Genomic DNA, 16727 nt, shown 5'->3' with positions numbered 1-16727 from the left:
CCTGGACGGGGTCGTTTTGGGGCAAGGGACGGGTCGAGACAATGACAAAGTCTGAACTGATCGAGGCGATCGCCCGGCGGCAGAATCACCTCAATTCGAAGGACGTGGAACTGGCCGTGAAGCACCTCATCGAGGTGATGAGCAACAGCTTGGCCGGCGGCGAACGCATCGAGATCCGCGGTTTCGGCAGTTTTTCCCTGCACTTCCGGCCGCCGCGCATCGGGCGCAACCCGAAGACCGGGGAGGCCGTGGCGCTGTCCGGCAAGTACGTGCCTCACTTCAAGCCCGGCAAGGACCTGCGTGAGCGCGTCAATGACGGACGGGACAACCCGATCAAGGATTGATCCTCGGTGCGCGGCCACGGCCGCGCGTATCCGGTTCCGCTGATACAATCCTGCCTGTAACGCGCCCCGGCGCCCCACACGGGCAGTTCGCCATGATCAAGCGGATCTTCACAGCCGTACTGTTTATCCTCGCGCTCGCGGTCGCAGTGTTGTTCACTGCCATGAACCCCGGTGAAATCGAGCTCGAACTCGGGTACACCGTGCTGCGCGTGCCGCTCGGCCTCGCGTTCATTCTCGCCATCGCCCTCGGCTGGTTGCTGGGCATCCTTTCGGCAGTCCCGCGCCTTGCGCGCCTGGCGAACGAGCGTCGCCGGCTGCGTGGCGAGCTGCGCAAGACACCAGGGGCCACCGAACTCGCGGTGCCGGATGAGCGCGGCTGACAGCTACTTGCTGCTGCTGCTGTTCGCTGCGGCGGCCGGCCTTGGCTGGTATTTCGCGCGGCGCAGCCAGCCGCGCAGCAAGGCGGCCGCGCGCGGCCACGTGAGCGCCGACTACTTCCAGGGACTGAACTACCTGCTCAACGAGGAGCCCGACAAGGCCCTTGAAGTCTTCATCCGCATGGTCGACATGGATGCAGACACGGTTGACACGCACTTTGCCCTCGGCGCGCTGTTCCGCCGTCGCGGCGAGACCGAGCGGGCCATCAAGGTGCACCAGAACCTGGTCGCGCGTCCCGACCTGCCGCGCGACGCCAAGGCGCGCGCGCTGAACGAACTGGCCGAGGACTATTTCAAGGCGGGCCTGTTCGACCGCGCCGAACAGGTCTATGCCCAGGTCGCGCGCGGCGGCGCGCACCGGGATCTCGGCCTGCGCGGGCTGGTGCGGATCTACGAGTTGCAACGCGACTGGGACAAGGCCATCGGCGCGATGGACCAGCTGGCCAGCCAGGCCGGGCAGGCCGGCGGGGAAACCGTCGCGCACTACTGCTGCGAGCTCGCCCAGGATGCGCTCGGCCGCGGCGACCTGGGCGCGGCCAAGCACTGGCTGAAGCGGGCCCAGAGCGCGGATCCCGACGGCGTCCGGGGCGCCATGATGCGGGCCGCAGTAGGCCAGCGCGAGGGGGATCATCGCCTGGCGGTGAAGCTTTACGAGCAGGCACTGGAGCAAGACGGCGGGTTCCTGGCCGACGTCCTGCCAGAGTTAAGGCGCAGCTACGCCGAGCTGGGGAAGGCCGGCGAGTTCGGGCGCTGGCTGGCGGGCGCGCTGTCGCGGCACCCCGAATGGCGCCCCGGCGTGGCGTTCGCCGCTATCACCGACGGCGGTTTCGACGACCCCGTCACACGCCAGTGCATCATCGATTTCGTCGAGAGCAACCCGATCCTGACGGAGATTCTCGAGACCCTGCGGCCGACCCTGGAACAGGAGGGCGGCAAGGACGCCGCGGTGCGCCGCATCAGCCGTGCCATGCGCCGCATCGCCAAGGCCAGCCCGCGTTACCGCTGCAACGTCTGCGGCTTCTCCGGCAACGTGCTCTACTGGCAGTGCCCGAGCTGCCGTACCTGGGGCGCTACGCGGCCGGTCACCAAGTTCCGTTTCGAGGCCATGCTGGATCCGCGCGCAGTGCCGCGCGAATCCGGGCGCAAGACCTGAATTTTCCCTCTCGTTCCGGAAGGGCTTCCGCGCGAGGATTCCCCTTGCGGCCATGGTGGCCGTGATCACTGCCACGGAGGGAACTCTCATGATCCGAATTGCCAGAAACCTGTGTGCGGCCCTGGCTCTCATGCCCGTGCTGGCGTGGGCCGGCCCGGTCGACCTGAACACCGCGGACGCCGCAACGCTCGCCCGCGAACTCAAGGGGATCGGCCCCGCGCGGGCCGAAGCCATCATCGCGTGGCGCGAAGCCAACGGTCCGTTCCGGGCGCCGGAGGACATCGTGCTGGTGCAGGGCATCGGCGAGCGCGTGCTGGAGGACAATCGCGACAACATCATCGTGTCCGCGCCGGAGAAGCCGGAGTAAAGTCGGGACGGGGTGGCGCACCCGACCGCGCCACCCCGTTCGTTGCGCCTCAACAAGCCTTGTGCAAGCATGCCGGCATCGCAGCGACCGAGCATTGCAGGAGGCCCAGCTTGAGCACGCAGATCCGATACGCCGTCTTCCCGGTTGCCGGCAAGGGCACACGTTTCCTTCCGGCCACCAAGGCGAGCCCGAAAGAGATGCTCCCGGTGGTCGACAAGCCGCTGATCCAGTATGCGGTGGAGGAGGCGATCGAGGCGGGAGCGAAGAACCTGGTCTTCATCACCGGGCGTCACAAGCGGGCCATCGAAGACCACTTCGACGTCGAGCCGGAGCTGGAACGCCTGCTGGCGAGCAAGGACAAGGAAGCCCTGCTCGAGATGGTGCGCAACACCGTGCCTCCGGACGTCAATTGCATTTACGTGCGCCAGGGCGAGCCGCTGGGTCTCGGCCACGCCGTCCTGTGCGCGCGGCCGGTGGTGGGCAACCAGCCCTTCTTCGTGCACCTCGCGGACGACCTGATCGACGCCGAGGAAGCCTGCCTGGCACAGATGGCGCGGGTGTTTGCCGCTCATGGCGGCAGCGTGCTCGGCGTCGAGGAAGTGCCCCACGCCCAGACTCGGCAGTACGGCATCATCGATGGGGAGCCCGCGGGCGCAGGCTTGCGACGGCTGCGGGGCATCGTCGAGAAGCCTGATCCCGCGGATGCGCCCTCGAATCTCGCCGTGGTGGGGCGTTACATCCTCACGCCGCGCATCTTCGACCTGCTGGCCGACACCGGCGCCGGCGCCGGGGGCGAAATCCAGCTCACCGACGCGATTGCGCGCCTGTTGCGGGAGGAGCCTGTCTTCGGTCATGAATTCAAGGGCTTGCGCTTCGATTGCGGGAGCAAGCTCGGCTATCTCGAGGCGACCGTGCACTATGCCCTGAAGCACCCGGAACTGGGCACCGAGTTCCGCCGGCACCTTGCCTCGCTGGACGTCTAGCCGCGCGCTGCCAATTCCTTTCCAGCGCAAGGCCTTAGGTAGATTCACGGATAGTCCTTGCGGCTGGGCTGGGCTGCAATGCCTTGGTGTAAGAACGTGCGCGACGCACGTTAAAGAGTCGACACCCCGGGGGATTGACTGACCCATGAATACTGCAAAATTCCGTACAGGAAGCATTGCCGCACTGGCGGCGCTTGGTTGCCTTTCACTCATGCTCGCCGGCTGTAGCGGGGATGATGGGGAGCCCGGGCCGGTCGGTCCGGAAGGGCCGCCGGGAGCCGAAGGGCCGGAAGGCCCCACGGGCCCGCAGGGACCCACCGCATCCGAGGTCGTGGTCATCGGGTCCGGCGCCATCGACTCGGCCGAGGCGGCGCAGATCGGCACGCTGGTGGCCGAGATCACCGACGTCACCATCGCCAGCCCGCCGACCATCACCTTCAAGGTGACTGCCGCGGACGGGCGGCCGGCGCTGGAGATCGCCCCGAGCCTGCTGGCCTTTACCCTGAACAAGCTCGAGCCGGCCGGGGATGGCCGTCCCTCGAGCTGGGTCAGCTACATCAATCGTATCGAGTCCAGCAACGCCGCCGACACGCCCAACGTGCTCGAGCAGGCGCTCCAGGCAACCACCGAGTCCGGCAGCGCGGGCACCCTGGTCGAGCTGGGCGACGGCGTGTACGAGTACACCTACGCCACGGACCCGGCCAATGTCACGGCACCGGTGCCGGTGGACTACGAGCCCGAACTCGTCCACCGCGTCGGCCTGGAAATCCGCGGCGGCCACGGCAGCGCGCTGCGCGAAATCGCGCCCGCCAACCCCGTACTCGATTTCATCCCGGCCACGGGCGAGATCGTGTCGCTGGCCAAGCGTGTCGTCGACGCCGCAAGTTGCAACGCCTGCCACGACCGGCTCGAATTCCACGGCGGCCCGCGCATCACCACCGAGTATTGCGTGGCCTGCCACAATCCCGACACCATCGACCAGGACACGGGCGAGTCGCTCGACATGGGCTTCATGGCCCATGCCATTCACCTGGGGGTCGATCGTGCCCAGGCCTACGTGGTCTATGGTTTCGGCGACAGCCAGCATGACTATGGCGACGTGACCTATCCGCAGGACATCCTGTGGTGCGAGAACTGTCACGCGGCCTCCGAGACCACGCCGGACGGCGACGATTTCAACGTCACGGTGACGCCCACGACCTGCGGCGGCTGCCATGTCGAGGGACTACTGCTCGATGCGCCCGACGCGGTTACCGGCAAGCCGGTTTACCAGTACCAGCATAACGAGGGTTCCTCGGTCGGCGGGCTGGCCTTCAACGACGGCTTCTGCGTCAACTGTCACAATGGGCAGATCGTGCCGACGGCGCAGGCCATCCATGCCAATATCCCGGGCTCCAACCGCCTGCGCGAGACGCTTGGCCAGGACTTCACCTACGAAATCCTCGGGGTGGACGGCTTCCAGGCCGGCCAGCAGGCATCCATCACCTTCCGCGTGCTGGACGCAGCCGGAACCCCCATCGACGTCACCACCGACGAGACGTTCCTGTCCACAGGGGCGCGATTCACGCTGCGCTTCGCGTGGGACACGGGCGACATCTACAACGGCGTGGAAGAGGGCTTCCTGGCCAATGAGCGCGCGCAGCCGGTGGCTCTCAACTTGCTCGAGGTGCTTGGCGACCTGGTGGAGAACGCCGACGGCAGCTTCACGTACACGCAGCCCGAGGTGAACGCCATGGACGCGCCTGCGAACGTCATGGTGACCCTCGAGGGCCGCCGGGTGTTTGCGGATGGTGAGCGGGCCTACCCCGAGAGTGCGATCTTCTATACCGCCGAGCCGCGGGCGCGGATCATCGAGGAAGAGAAGTGCGACAGCTGTCACCAGTTCCTCGCCTTCCATGGCGGCAGCCGCGCCGGCGACCCGCAGATGTGCGTCACCTGCCATAACCCGGATGCAGCGTATCCGGACATCGGCACGATCGCCCTGGGGCCGATGCTGCACCAGGTGCATGCGGCCGCATATCCCGGCTTCGGGGAGATCACCTATCCGCAGAGCGTGGGCAACTGCCTGGCGTGCCATGCGGAGGGGACCTTCTACGCCGCGCGTGACACCGCCCGCCCGGTCTCCGTCGACGCCGGCCCGGACCTCCTGAACTGGAAGGACGACATTGCCAACTCGGCCACGTCCGAGGCCTGTGCCGGTTGCCACTCGAGCGACCAGGCCAAGGCCCACATGGTGGTCAACGGCGGCGTCTTCGGCGGCACCAAGGGATCCATGCCGATCCCGTCGTCCCAGAGCGAGAGCTGCCTGATCTGTCACGGCCCCGGCCGGGTTGCAGATACGGCGGTGTCGCACGGCCAGTTCTAGTCGGCCGGAACGTCATCAAGTCAAGGGGCCGGGATCACCCGGCCCCTTCTTTTTACGCCGGGAATAATGCCGGGAATGCTTTATTTTCCGTGGTTTAGGTATAAGTCCTGATTCTTGAACGGGGTGTTCTCCCGTGAAATGAAGCGTGCCAAACCAGCGCAATTTCGTGCTGCGGCGCCGCATGGCGCCGCAGCTGAATCAAGGGGATGGGGTAAGCAAATGAGCGTGATTTCAGGACGCTTCTCTGGGCTCAAGATGTTGTTCGCCATGGGGTTTTTCTCCCTGGCGCTGACCGCGTGCAGCGGTGACGACGGTCCGCCAGGACCGGCTGGCCCAGGCGGCGATCCGGGCACCGGCGGCCCGCCGGGCGAAGAGGGCCCCCCCGGCTCGGCCACTGACATCGCCATCGGCAATGGGAGCCGGCTGACCCAGTCCCAGGCGGATGCCATCGGCCGCATCGTGGCGGAGATCACGAGCGTCAGCATGAACAGTACCCCGGTGGTCGATTTCACCCTGACGACACCGTCGGGGGCAGGCATCATCCGCCTGGACCCCGCCGTCATCAGCTTCACGCTGGCGAAACTGAGCCCGGGTTCCGGCGTGACCGGACCGCAGTGGGTGAGTTACATCAACCGGGTGCAGACCCCCGGCGCCACGACACCCCAGGTGCTCGAGCGCGCGCTCCAGGCCACCACCGAGCCCGGCGCCGCAGGCACCCTCGAGGAGCTCGGCGGCGGCGCCTACCGCTACACATTCGCCACCGATCCAGCCGCTGTCACCACGCCGGTCGCAGTGAGTTTTGAACCCCAGGCAGTGCACCGGGTCGGGTTCGAGCTGCGCATGCAGGCCCCGGGCAACCAGGTCTTCCCGGACAACCCCGTGTTCGACTTCGTTCCGGCCACCGGCGCTGCCGTGCCCCTCGCGCGCACCATCGCCGCCACCGAGAACTGCAGCAATTGCCACGAGCGCCTGGAACTCCACGGCGGTCCGCGCGTCACGGTCGAGTACTGCGTGACCTGTCATAACCCCAGCACCATCGACCCGGATTCCGGCGAGTCGGTCGACATGGCCTACATGACGCACGCCATTCACCTCGGCGTCGACCGCGCAGAGCCCTACGTGGTTTACGGCTTTGGCGGCACGCCGCACGACTACAGTGATGTCACTTACCCGCAATCGCCGCTGTTTTGCGAGAACTGCCACGAGGCCAGCGCGATCGCCCCGGAGGGGGACAACTGGAAGTCGGTGGCTACAGCTGCAGACTGCGGCGGCTGCCACATCGAGGGCCTGCTGACGGCCGAGCGTGACCCGCTGACCGGACAGGCGCTGCAAGCTTTCGGGCATAGCTTCGGGCCGGCTGCCGAAGGGACGTGCGTGAGCTGTCACGCGCCCGGCAGCTCGGCGGGCGGCAACGAGGTCAATCATCTCAAGGGCGTGAAGGAGGCCGTGCTGATCGGCAGAGAGTCCTTCGCCTACGAGATCCTCGCCGTGGAGAACGCAACAGCCGGCGCACAGCCCGTCATCACCTTCGCGGTGAATAATCCTGCCACGGGCACACGCTATGACATCAACACCGACCCTGCCTTCAACATCGGTTCGCCGAGCCTGACGTTGAACATCGCATGGAACACCGCTGATTACTCCAACGAGGGCAGCGGCAGCGCCACGGTCGACACAGGCGCGCCGGCCCAGCCGGTGACGATTCCGCTCGCGGACCTCAAGGCCAATGCGGTGAGGAACGGCGACGGCAGCTACACGGTCACAGCGCCCGCACCCCTGCCCGCAAGTGTCGAGGAGGGCGTCGCCGTCGCGCTCGAAGGCCATCCGGTGGTCGAGGTGCCGTCAACCGGCGCCGCCACGAGCATCCCGGTGGCAGGCGCCGTGTTCTTCGCCGGCCCGCCGCGGCGCGAAATCGTGTCGATCGACAAGTGCAACGATTGCCACGAAGCATTGTCCCTGCACGGCGCCAACCGGGCCGACAATATCCAGCTGTGCGCCACCTGCCACAATCCCGACGCCACCGACGTGCGGCGGCGCGACGGCGCCGGTTTCGACTGGACGACGCCCTCACCGCTGGACGGCAAAGGCGAGGAAAGCGTGGACATGCGTTACATGGTCCATGCCATCCATGCGGCGCAGAACGTGGTCTACGGCTTCGGCAACAGGTCGCACGACTACCGCGACATCACCTACCCGCAGGACGTTGCCAACTGCAAGGCCTGCCACCTGGAAGGCACGTATTACCCGACTGCGACCCAGGGTCGCTCCGTCACCATCAACACCGGGAGTGACCGTTCCGACTGGCGCGACGACGTGGCCATTACCCCGACGGCGGCAGCCTGCTGGTCCTGTCACCAGGGCGCTCCCGAGCAGATCGCGAACCTCACGCGGCTGCACATCATGCAGACCGGCGGATACCTGCCGTCGGCCACGGACGCCAGCATCACCAAGGACGACCTTGAATCCCAGGCCATCTCGACCTACCTCGAGACCTGCGGCATCTGTCACGGGCCCGGGGGCATCGCCGACGTCGACGTGATGCACGGTTTGCGCTAAGCAAGCAGGAAGGAAGAAAACATGCTGTTCAGACTGAGCGTACTCTCACTGGCCCTGCTGCTGATCGGCGCGGTCCATTCCTCGCCGGCGTTCGCGCAGGCCGAGGAACAGGCCGCGGAACAGGCTGAAGAACAAGCTGCGAGCTACAGCCGTCGCGGTGCCGACGGCTGCATCGGCTGTCATCGTCGCTGGGAAGTCCCCTTGATGGGTATCTTCGAGACGCCCCACGGCAACCCGCACGACCCGCGCTCGCCTTTCGGTGAAAAGCAGTTGCAATGCGAGGCCTGCCACGGGCCGGGCGATGCCCACGGTGGCCGCGTCGCGCGTGGCGATCCGCGCCCGCCGATCATCAATTTCGGTTCCGATGCCTGGACGCCGATCCCGCAGCAGAACGCCATGTGCCTGCAATGCCACGAGGGCCACGTCGGCGAGCAGTGGGCCGGCAGCGCGCATGACGTCAACACCGTGGCCTGCGCCGACTGCCACAGCTCGCATCCCGTGAAGGATCCGATGCTGGACAAGCGTACGCAGTCCGAGGCCTGTTACGCCTGCCACGCGAACGTGGAAGCGCATTTCATGAAGCCCTCGGCGCATCCCGTGCGCCAGGGGCAGGTGGGCTGCACCGACTGCCACAAGCCGCACGGCAGTGATGCCGACGGGCTGCTGGTGCGCTCTACGGTCAATGAGACCTGCTTCACCTGCCATGCGGAGAAGCGTGGGCCGCTGGTCTGGGAGCATGCGCCGGTGGTCGAGGATTGCAGCAACTGCCATGACCCACACGGTGCGGTGCATCCGGCCATGCTGACCCGACGCCCGCCGCTGCTGTGCCAGTCCTGCCACACGCCCAGCGGCCATCCCTCCGTGCCGTACGACAGCAACGACCTGGCCACCGGGTCGGCGTCCCCGTTCCTCCTCTCGGGGAATTGCCTGAGCTGCCATACGCAGGTGCACGGGTCGAACCATCCTTCCGGCAAGGCGCTGATGCGCTGAGCGATGCAGGAGGCGCAAGAGATGAAAGGAAAGACTTACCTCAGGCTCGTAGTGGCCACCCTGCTCGGCGCCGGCGCGCTCGGAGGGCAGGCTGCGCTGGCGCAGGAAATGCCGGATTTCGAGGAGTGGAAGTGCAAGTTCTGCCCCTTCCCCGAGAAGGGCCTGGAAGGCTCTGCCGGGGCGTCGGCGTTGAACGTCTCGGATGATTCGGCGCGTTTCGGCGACTACACCGGGCTGGACGAGAGCGGCGCCTACGTCAACGCAGAGGCGGACATGCTTTACCGTGCAGAGGGCGGCTATGCCGTCGGCCTGCAGGCCCAGGATCTGGGACTGGACTCGCGTTTCCTCGAGATGAGCGCCGGACGGCGCGGCCACTGGATGGTGGACCTGTCCTGGGACGAAATCCCGCGTCGCCTCGACGATTCGGTGCGCACGGTGTACAGCGGCCTGGGCAGCAGCCGGCTCACGCTCCCATCCTCGTGGGTGCGCGGCAACTTCACCTCGGAACTGACGGCACTCGATGACAGCCTGCGCGATTTCACGCTCGGCTGGGACCGCCAGACGCTGGGGCTCGGGCTCGAGTTCGTGCAGTCGAAGCACCTGCGCTACGAGGTCGATTTCAGCAGCCAGACCAAGGAAGGGCGCGGCCTGACCTGGGGCAGCTTCCTCGGCACCGCAGCGGACCTGGTGAAGCCGCTGGATTACCAGACCGACCAGGTGGACGCCGCCATTGTCTACGCCGCAGACCGATGGAACATACGCGCCAGTTACTACGGCTCGTTCTTCAGCAACAAGGACACCGCGCTGACCTGGGACAACCCGTTTAACGGGCCGGACCAGGGACGCATGGCGCTGGCGCCTGACAACACCTACCAGCAGGCCATGCTGTCGGGCGGCTACCGCTTCGAGACCTGGGACACTTCGGTCAACGCAAGCTATGCCGTCGGGCGCATGGAGCAATCCGATGCGCTGCTGCAGTACACCATCAACCCGGGCGTGGCCGCGCTGCCCCTGCCCGTGGCCAGTTTCGACGGCGAGGCCGACACGACGCACACCAACCTGCGCGTGAGCATGCGCCCCCTGGACAAGCTGCGGGTGACCGGTGAATACCGCTCCAGCGAGCGGGACAACCAGTCCGGGCGATACGAATGGGCGATCGTGCAGGCAGACGCCTTCCAGGCGCAGTCGGCATTCAACCCCGTCTACAGCTACGAGACACGCGACACCCTGCTAGCCACCGACTACCGCTTCAGCCGCATGGTGCAGGTGGCTGCCGGTTGGGACAACAAGGTCCGCGACCGGGATTACCAGGACGTGACGCGAACCGATGAAGACGCGACCTGGGCGCGCGTGCGCTTCCGTCCGGTGGACCAGCTGAGCCTGGGCCTGCGCGCCGAAAGCAGTTCGCGCGATGCGCGCCAGGCGCTGGTGTTGCCCGTGGTCGGCGCCGGCAGCCAGCAAAACCCCCTGTTGCGCAAGTACTATCTCGCCGACCGTGATCGCGACACCCTGCAGGCGGACGTGGACTTCACGCCCGCGGGGCGCTTCAGCCTGGCCATGCGCTTCGAGTCGGCCAGCGACAGCTACGACCAGAGCGAGGTGGGCCTGGTCTCGGCGGACTACGACCAGTACAGCGCCGAGGCAAGCGTCCGTATCGGCGAGAAACTCGGGGTTACGGGCTACTTCAGCCGCGAAAACTACGACTCGCGCACCATCGGGGCGGCGAGCTTCCAGGTGCCTAACCTGGCTCCGCCCAACTGGGCCGGCGTCAGCGAGGACCGGCACGATGTCTACGGCCTGGCTTTCAACTGGCCGGGGCTGAAGGACGGCAAGCTGGACCTGCGGGCGGACTTCAACCGCGCCGACACGCGCGGGGACATTCGCATCGAAGATCCGCTGGGCGGCGCAAGCGACGCACTGCCGACGCTCGATTCGAAGCTCACCGGCGTCCAGCTCATGGCCGACTGGCATCTCGACGCGCGCTGGAGCCTGAATGCGGGCTGGCGCTGGGAGGAATTTGAAGCCGACGACTGGGCCAAGGACGGCGTCGGACCCGGAACCATCGACAACGTGTTGACCTTTGGTGCCGACACGCTCGACTACGACGTCAACGTGTTCCTGGTCGGTTTCACCTACCGTTTCATTCGCCCGGAGGCCGAGGAATAGGCCGGCCGCAGCAGTGACGCGGGAAGAGGGCGCCTGCGGGCGCCCTCTTTTTTGCAGCACTGCAGCACACCTCCCGGGCGGGCCACCGGTGGCACCCCCTGTACAGGGCATGCGATACTTGCCCGATAATTTAACAGGGGAGTGGGCGTGGATCCCAACTTCATGAATTCGGAAACGAAATTACCGGCGGGCCACAAGCTCGAAGATCGCCGCGGGCGCCCGCTGAAAGATCTGCGGATCTCGGTCATGGACAGGTGCAACTTCCGTTGCCCGTACTGCATGCCCGAGGACCAGTATCATCGCGACTTCCAGTTTCTTCATTCCGACGAGCGCCTGTCGTTCCGCGAGATTTCGCGCGTGGCACGCCTGTTCGTGGAGCGCGGCGTCACCAAGCTGCGCCTCACCGGCGGCGAGCCCTTGTTGCGCCCCGGACTGGTGGACCTGATCGGCGAGCTCAGCCTGATCGAGGGCGTCGAGGACCTGGCCCTGACGACCAACGGCATCCTGCTGGCGCAGCATGCAGCCGCCCTCAAGGGGGCCGGGCTGGATCGTGTCACCGTGAGCCTGGACGCGCTGGACGAGGCCACGTTCCGGCGCATGAGCGGCGGGCGCGGCACGCCGGAGCGCGTGCTGGAAGGCATCGACGCCGCGATCGAGGCCGGGCTCGATCCGGTCAAGGTGAACACGGTGGTCCAGCGCGGCATCAACGAGCGCGGCATATACGCGCTGCTGGAGCGCTTCCGCCACACGGGCGTGGTGGTGCGTTTCATCGAGTACATGGACGTCGGCACGCTCAACAAGTGGAACGAAAAGGAGCTCGTGCCCTCGTCCGAGCTGGTCGAGCGCATCGCCGAGCGCTGGCCGATCCGGCCGCTGGAGGCGGGATACCGCGGCGAGGTGGCCGAACGCTGGGAGTTCGAGGACGGCGCCGGCGAAATCGGTTTCATCAGCTCCGTCACCCAGCCTTTCTGCGGCGACTGCACCCGTGCACGCCTGTCGTCGGACGGCGGTCTCTACACTTGCCTGTTCGCCGCCCGCGGCACCGACCTGCGTGGCCCGCTGCGGGCCGGGGCGGATGATGCCGAGCTCGGGCAGATCATCGATCGCGTCTGGTCCAACCGGGCGGATCGTTACAGTGAGCTGCGCGCCGAAGGCGGCCGCGAGGTCCGGGTCGAAAAGATCGAGATGTATTACATCGGCGGGTGAGCGTCATGGCCGAAGACAAGCTGACGCACCTGGATGAGGCGGGACGCCCGCGGATGGTCGATGTCGGCGGCAAGGCGGTGACGCGACGCACGGCGCACGCCCGCATGCGGGTGAGTTTCCCGCCCGAGGCCGCGCGCGCGCTGGCTGCCAGGGATTTCGCCACTGCCAAGGGACCGGTGTTCCACACCGCGATCGTGGCCGGCGTGCTTGCCGCGAAGCGCACGCACGAGCTGATACCTTTTTGCCACCCCCTCGGCCTCGAGGACTGCAGCATCGAGATCGCCATGGAGGGAGACGAGGCAGTCATCGACTGTCGCGCCAGCCTGCACGGCCGCACCGGGGTGGAAATGGAAGCTATGACGGGCGCCACAGTGGCCGGCTTGACCGTCTACGACATGTGCAAGTCGCTTTCCAAGGGCATCGTGTTGCGGGAAGCGAAACTGCTGGAAAAGACCGGCGGCAAGAGCGGAGACTGGAGGGTTGCAGGCTGATGCAAGTACAGGTCAATTATTTTGCCTGGTTGCGGGAGAAGGCCGGCTGTGACGGGGAAACCCTCGACACGTCTGCGGCCACCCCTGCGCAGCTGTGGACCGAGCTGGACGCGCGGCACGATTTCGCCACTGAGCGACGCCACCTGCGCGTGGCGGTCAACGACACATTTGCCGAGTGGGACGCCGCGCTCAACCCGGGCGATCGCGTAGTGTTCATCCCGCCGGTATCGGGAGGCTAGCACGGTGAAATTCGAGATCAGCAGTCAGGATGTCGATATCGGGGCGTGGCGTCGCGAGCTGATGAGTCCCGGTTGCGGCGGATATACGGCCTTCGAGGGCTGGGTGCGCGACCATCACCAGGGGCGCGCGGTATCCGGCCTGCACTACGAAGCCTATGAGGATCTCGCCCGCGCCGAGGGCATGAAGATCCTGCAGGAAGCGGAGGAGAAGTTCGGCCCGGTGCGGCTCGCCTGCGTGCACCGCGTCGGCGACCTCGCCGTGGGCGACCTGGCGGTCTGGGTAGGGGCGGCGGCGCCGCATCGCGACGAAGCCTTCAAGGCCTGTCGCTACGTGATCGACGAACTGAAGCAGCGGCTGCCGATCTGGAAGAAAGAGCACTACATCGAGGGCGAATCGGCCTGGGTGGACTGCGAGCGTTGTCGCGCTGCCGGACATGGCAAGCACGACCACGACCACGACCACGAGCATCAGCACGGCGCGACGACCGAGCCGGGGCTGGCCGGCGCCGATTGAACCTCAGTTCGACCCGGCCCAGCCGGGCACCACGCCCGGCTCGATGTCGAATACGGTCATCATGACCGTGTAGGCTGCAGCCAGGATCAGTCCCACGAACACCACGTTCAGCCACAGGCCGGCGCGCATCATCATGGGAATGGTGAGCAGCTTGCTGCCGTAGACGATGGCGTTCGGCGGCGTGGCCACCGGGAGCATGAAGGCGCAGGAAGCCGCCAGCGCCGCAGGCACTGCAAACAGCAAGGGGTTCTCGCCGACGCCGAGTGCGGCGGCAGCGAGGATGGGCAGGAAGGCAGCCGCCGTGGCGGTGTTGCTCGTCATCTCCGTGAGCAGCAGGATGATGACGATGCAAAGGGCCAGCAACAGGAGCGTCGGCCAGGCATCGAAGCCGGCCACCAGCATGCCGATGTAGGCATCGAAGCCGCTACGGGTCACGGCCGAGGCCAGGCTGAGGCCGCCGCCGAACAGGACCAGGATGCCCCACGGCAATTTGCGTGCGTCCTCCCAGTCGAGCAGGAACTGGCCACGCGCTAGATCGACCGGCACCAGGAACAACAACAGGCCGGCTGCGATGGCGATCCCCGCGTCGCTGAGTCCCGGCACGTAATCCTGCAGCAGCGGTCGGGACATCCACAGCGCGGCCGTCAGCACGAACACCGCTGCGACCTTTTTTTCCTCCGCCGAGATCGGCCCCAGCTTCTCGCGCTCGGCGTGGATGATGTCGTGCCCCCCGGGCAACTCCCTCAGGTGCAGGGGGAAACTGAGGCGGGTGAGAACGAAATAGGCGGCGATGATACCGATCACCACGAGTGGCACGCCGAGCATCATCCACTGCGCAAACCCGATCTCGAGGCCGTAGTTCTCGAGCACGAACGCGGCCAGCAGGGCGTTGGGCGGCGTGCCGATCAGCGTCCCCAGTCCGCCGACGTTGCAGGCGTAAGCAATGCTCAGGACCAGCACGATGCCGAAGTGCGTCAACTCGCGCTTCTCAGCCTCCGTGGTGGAGGGGAGCTTCTTGCTCAGGTTGATGACGGACATGCCGATCGGCAGCATCATCAGCGCCGTGGCCGTGTTGCTGACCCACATGCTGAGAAAGGCCGAGGCGATCATGAACCCCAGGATGATCGACGACGGCCGCGTGCCGACCCGGTCGATGATCCCCAGGGCGATGCGCCGGTGCAGGTTCCAGCGCTGCATGGCGATGGCGATGAGGAAGCCGCCCATGAAGAGGTAGATCAGGGGGTTGGCAAAAGGCGCCGTGGCCTGGGCGACAGTGCCGATATCGAGCAGGGGAAACAGCGGGATGGGCAGCAGTGCCGTGGCGGGGATCGGGATGGCTTCAGTGATCCACCAGGTGGCCATGAGGCTGCCGACGGCGGCCGTGGCCCAGGCCTGGCTGGACATGCCATCCGGTGCCGGCAGCACGAGAAGCAGGACGAATACGGCCGGCCCGAGGAGCAGGCCGATGCGCTGGCGCGTGGCATAAACTTCCGCGCCGGGGTTCAACGCAGGCCGTCCCTTGTGCCGACGCCGGAAAAAAAGAGGGGCCGTGGCTGGCGCCGCGACCCCTCTGCATGTCTGGCTCCCCGGGCCGGACTCGAACCAGCGACCAACGGATTAACAGTCCGTCGCTCTACCAACTGAGCTACCGGGGAATTTCTGCACCCGGCACGAAGCCGGGTAAGCGCGCAATTTTCTAGGACGGCCCCGGCCACTGTCAAGGCGAATCCTTACAGCACGCTGCGGATGCGGTCCACGGCTTGTTCCAGCGTGTCCAGGGAGCAGGCATAAGACAGCCGCTCGTGGCCGGGCGCGCCGAACGCAGTACCCGGCACCACGGCCACGCCCGCTTTCTCCAGCAGGTAGCCCGCGAACGCGGTGTCGTCGTCGACGCCGTCGAGTGCGGCGATCGCATCGCTCACGTCCGGGAAGGCATAGAAGGCACCGTCCGCCGGCAGGCAGCTGAAGCCGGGGAGGCTGTTGAGTGCCTGCAGCAGCCAGTCGTGCCGTTGCCGGAACGCGGCCCGCATCTCAGCGATGCAGCCCTGGTCGCCAGTAAGCGCCGCCAGCGATGCGTACTGGGCGATGGAGTTCGGATTCGACGTGCTCTGGCCCTGGATCTTTTTCATGGCGCCGATGAGCTTGCGCGGGCCCGCGGCATAGCCGATGCGCCAGCCGGTCATGGCGTAGACCTTGGACACGCCGTTCACGGTCACCACTTGCTCGTGCAGGTCGGGCGCCACCGTGAGGAGGCTCGAGAACGGCTCGTCGCCCCAGTAGATGTGCTCGTAGATGTCGTCCGTGGCGACGAGCACCTGCGGATGGCGGCGCAGCACGTCCGCCAGGCCTGCCAGTTCGGCGGCGCTGTAGGCGACCCCGGTGGGGTTGCTCGGGCTGTTGAGGAACAGCAGGCGGGTGCGCGGCGTGATCGCGGCCTCGAGCTGTTGCGGGCTGATCTTGAAATGCTGCTCGGGTCCTGCCGCCACGACCACCGGGGTGGCCTCGGCCAGCAGCACCATGTCCGGGTAGGACACCCAGTAGGGGGCCGGGATCACCGCCTCGTCGCCAGGGCCCAGCAGGGCCATGCAGAGGTTGTACAGGCTCTGCTTGGCGCCGTTGGAGACCAGTACCTGGTCCGGCTGGTACTCGATCCGGTTCTCGCGGCGGAACTTTTCGCAGATCGCCTCGCGCAACTCAAGGATGCCTTCGACGGCGGTATAGCGGGTGCGCCCGGCGCGTATGGCCTCGATGGCCGCGGCGCAGATGTGCTCAGGCGTGTCGAAATCGGGCTCGCCGGCCCCCAGGCCGATGATGTCCCGGCCCGCACGCTTCAGCTCGGCGGCTTTCGCCGTCACGGCCATGGTGGGTGACGGCTTGACGCGGGCGACCCGCTCAGACAGGCGAAGATCCACGATT

At 66.6% G+C, this 16727-nt stretch carries 15 protein-coding genes and 1 tRNA gene; 13 read left to right on the top strand and 3 right to left on the bottom strand.

Features of this window, described 5'->3' with window-relative positions:
• Positions 1–41 precede the first annotated feature (41 nt).
• The 13 genes from G8346_RS05975 to G8346_RS05915 all read left to right on the top strand — a co-directional run bounded on the left by G8346_RS05975 (position 42) and on the right by G8346_RS05915 (position 13811).
• Positions 42–344, top strand: coding sequence for an integration host factor subunit beta (locus G8346_RS05975; RefSeq protein ID WP_166049155.1), 303 nt, complete (start codon positions 42–44; stop codon positions 342–344).
• A gap of 92 nt (positions 345–436) precedes the next feature.
• Positions 437–724: a lipopolysaccharide assembly protein LapA domain-containing protein gene (locus G8346_RS05970; protein WP_166049152.1), complete on the top strand. Its 288-nt coding sequence runs from the start codon at positions 437–439 to the stop codon at positions 722–724.
• Entirely contained in the window at positions 711–1934 is a 1224-nt protein-coding gene (gene lapB, locus G8346_RS05965; RefSeq protein WP_166049150.1) for a lipopolysaccharide assembly protein LapB, read from the top strand. The genes G8346_RS05970 and lapB overlap by 14 nt, the downstream gene beginning before the upstream one ends.
• Before the next feature lie 88 nt (positions 1935–2022).
• Positions 2023–2301 (top strand): ComEA family DNA-binding protein, encoded by a 279-nt coding sequence (locus G8346_RS05960; RefSeq protein WP_166049148.1) that lies wholly within the window; start codon positions 2023–2025, stop codon positions 2299–2301.
• Between the two features lie 110 nt (positions 2302–2411).
• Complete coding sequence (galU, locus tag G8346_RS05955) at positions 2412–3284, top strand: UTP--glucose-1-phosphate uridylyltransferase GalU (RefSeq protein WP_166049146.1); 873 nt, start codon at positions 2412–2414, stop codon at positions 3282–3284.
• A gap of 331 nt (positions 3285–3615) precedes the next feature.
• Positions 3616–5649, top strand: coding sequence for an OmcA/MtrC family decaheme c-type cytochrome (locus tag G8346_RS05950; RefSeq protein WP_166049144.1), 2034 nt, complete (start codon positions 3616–3618; stop codon positions 5647–5649).
• A 219-nt stretch (positions 5650–5868) separates the two neighbouring features.
• Positions 5869–8205, top strand: coding sequence for an OmcA/MtrC family decaheme c-type cytochrome (locus G8346_RS05945; protein ID WP_206202607.1), 2337 nt, complete (start codon positions 5869–5871; stop codon positions 8203–8205).
• Between the two features lie 21 nt (positions 8206–8226).
• The gene (locus G8346_RS05940; RefSeq protein WP_166049140.1) at positions 8227–9195 is read left to right on the top strand and encodes a DmsE family decaheme c-type cytochrome; all 969 of its coding nucleotides are present in this window, start codon (positions 8227–8229) and stop codon (positions 9193–9195) included.
• Between the two features lie 21 nt (positions 9196–9216).
• The gene (locus G8346_RS05935) at positions 9217–11361 is read left to right on the top strand and encodes an MtrB/PioB family decaheme-associated outer membrane protein (protein WP_166049138.1); all 2145 of its coding nucleotides are present in this window, start codon (positions 9217–9219) and stop codon (positions 11359–11361) included.
• A gap of 162 nt (positions 11362–11523) precedes the next feature.
• Positions 11524–12567, top strand: coding sequence for a GTP 3',8-cyclase MoaA (gene moaA, locus G8346_RS05930; protein ID WP_166049136.1), 1044 nt, complete (start codon positions 11524–11526; stop codon positions 12565–12567).
• Between the two features lie 5 nt (positions 12568–12572).
• Positions 12573–13058, top strand: coding sequence for a cyclic pyranopterin monophosphate synthase MoaC (moaC, locus tag G8346_RS05925; protein WP_166049134.1), 486 nt, complete (start codon positions 12573–12575; stop codon positions 13056–13058).
• Entirely contained in the window at positions 13058–13297 is a 240-nt protein-coding gene (gene moaD, locus G8346_RS05920; protein WP_166049132.1) for a molybdopterin converting factor subunit 1, read from the top strand. The genes moaC and moaD overlap by 1 nt, the downstream gene beginning before the upstream one ends.
• 4 nt (positions 13298–13301) lie before the next feature.
• Positions 13302–13811 carry a molybdenum cofactor biosynthesis protein MoaE gene (locus tag G8346_RS05915; RefSeq protein WP_206202606.1) on the top strand — a complete coding sequence of 170 codons (510 nt, stop codon included), beginning with the start codon at positions 13302–13304 and terminating at the stop codon, positions 13809–13811.
• A 3-nt stretch (positions 13812–13814) separates the two neighbouring features.
• On the opposite strand, the gene G8346_RS05910 is transcribed toward G8346_RS05915, so the two are convergent.
• The 3 genes from G8346_RS05910 to G8346_RS05900 all read right to left on the bottom strand — a co-directional run bounded on the left by G8346_RS05910 (position 13815) and on the right by G8346_RS05900 (position 16723).
• Positions 13815–15317 carry a DASS family sodium-coupled anion symporter gene (locus G8346_RS05910; RefSeq protein ID WP_166049131.1) on the bottom strand — a complete coding sequence of 501 codons (1503 nt, stop codon included), beginning with the start codon at positions 15315–15317 and terminating at the stop codon, positions 13815–13817.
• A gap of 73 nt (positions 15318–15390) precedes the next feature.
• A tRNA-Asn gene (locus tag G8346_RS05905) sits at positions 15391–15466 on the bottom strand.
• Positions 15467–15541: 75 nt separating this feature from the next.
• Positions 15542–16723, bottom strand: coding sequence for a pyridoxal phosphate-dependent aminotransferase (locus G8346_RS05900; protein ID WP_166049130.1), 1182 nt, complete (start codon positions 16721–16723; stop codon positions 15542–15544).
• Positions 16724–16727 lie beyond the last annotated feature (4 nt).

The organism is Thioalkalivibrio sp. XN279 (assembly GCF_011089885.1).
GTDB lineage: Bacteria > Pseudomonadota > Gammaproteobacteria > Steroidobacterales > XN24 > XN24.
Note: the sequence above shows the minus strand (reverse complement) of the source record. Positions and strands in the feature narration are given on the sequence as shown.

What these genes read in the sequence shown, in the direction of transcription:
- moaD (WP_166049132.1), top strand. Translation starts at nt 13,058, where the DNA reads ATGCAAGTACAGGTCAATTATTTTGCCTGGTTGCGGGAGAAGGCCGGC.
- G8346_RS05970 (WP_166049152.1), top strand. Translation starts at nt 437, where the DNA reads ATGATCAAGCGGATCTTCACAGCCGTACTGTTTATCCTCGCGCTCGCG.
- lapB (WP_166049150.1), top strand. Translation starts at nt 711, where the DNA reads ATGAGCGCGGCTGACAGCTACTTGCTGCTGCTGCTGTTCGCTGCGGCG.
- G8346_RS05975 (WP_166049155.1), top strand. Translation starts at nt 42, where the DNA reads ATGACAAAGTCTGAACTGATCGAGGCGATCGCCCGGCGGCAGAATCAC.
- G8346_RS05940 (WP_166049140.1), top strand. Translation starts at nt 8,227, where the DNA reads ATGCTGTTCAGACTGAGCGTACTCTCACTGGCCCTGCTGCTGATCGGC.
- G8346_RS05945 (WP_206202607.1), top strand. Translation starts at nt 5,869, where the DNA reads ATGAGCGTGATTTCAGGACGCTTCTCTGGGCTCAAGATGTTGTTCGCC.
- G8346_RS05935 (WP_166049138.1), top strand. Translation starts at nt 9,217, where the DNA reads ATGAAAGGAAAGACTTACCTCAGGCTCGTAGTGGCCACCCTGCTCGGC.
- moaC (WP_166049134.1), top strand. Translation starts at nt 12,573, where the DNA reads ATGGCCGAAGACAAGCTGACGCACCTGGATGAGGCGGGACGCCCGCGG.
- G8346_RS05960 (WP_166049148.1), top strand. Translation starts at nt 2,023, where the DNA reads ATGATCCGAATTGCCAGAAACCTGTGTGCGGCCCTGGCTCTCATGCCC.
- moaA (WP_166049136.1), top strand. Translation starts at nt 11,524, where the DNA reads ATGAATTCGGAAACGAAATTACCGGCGGGCCACAAGCTCGAAGATCGC.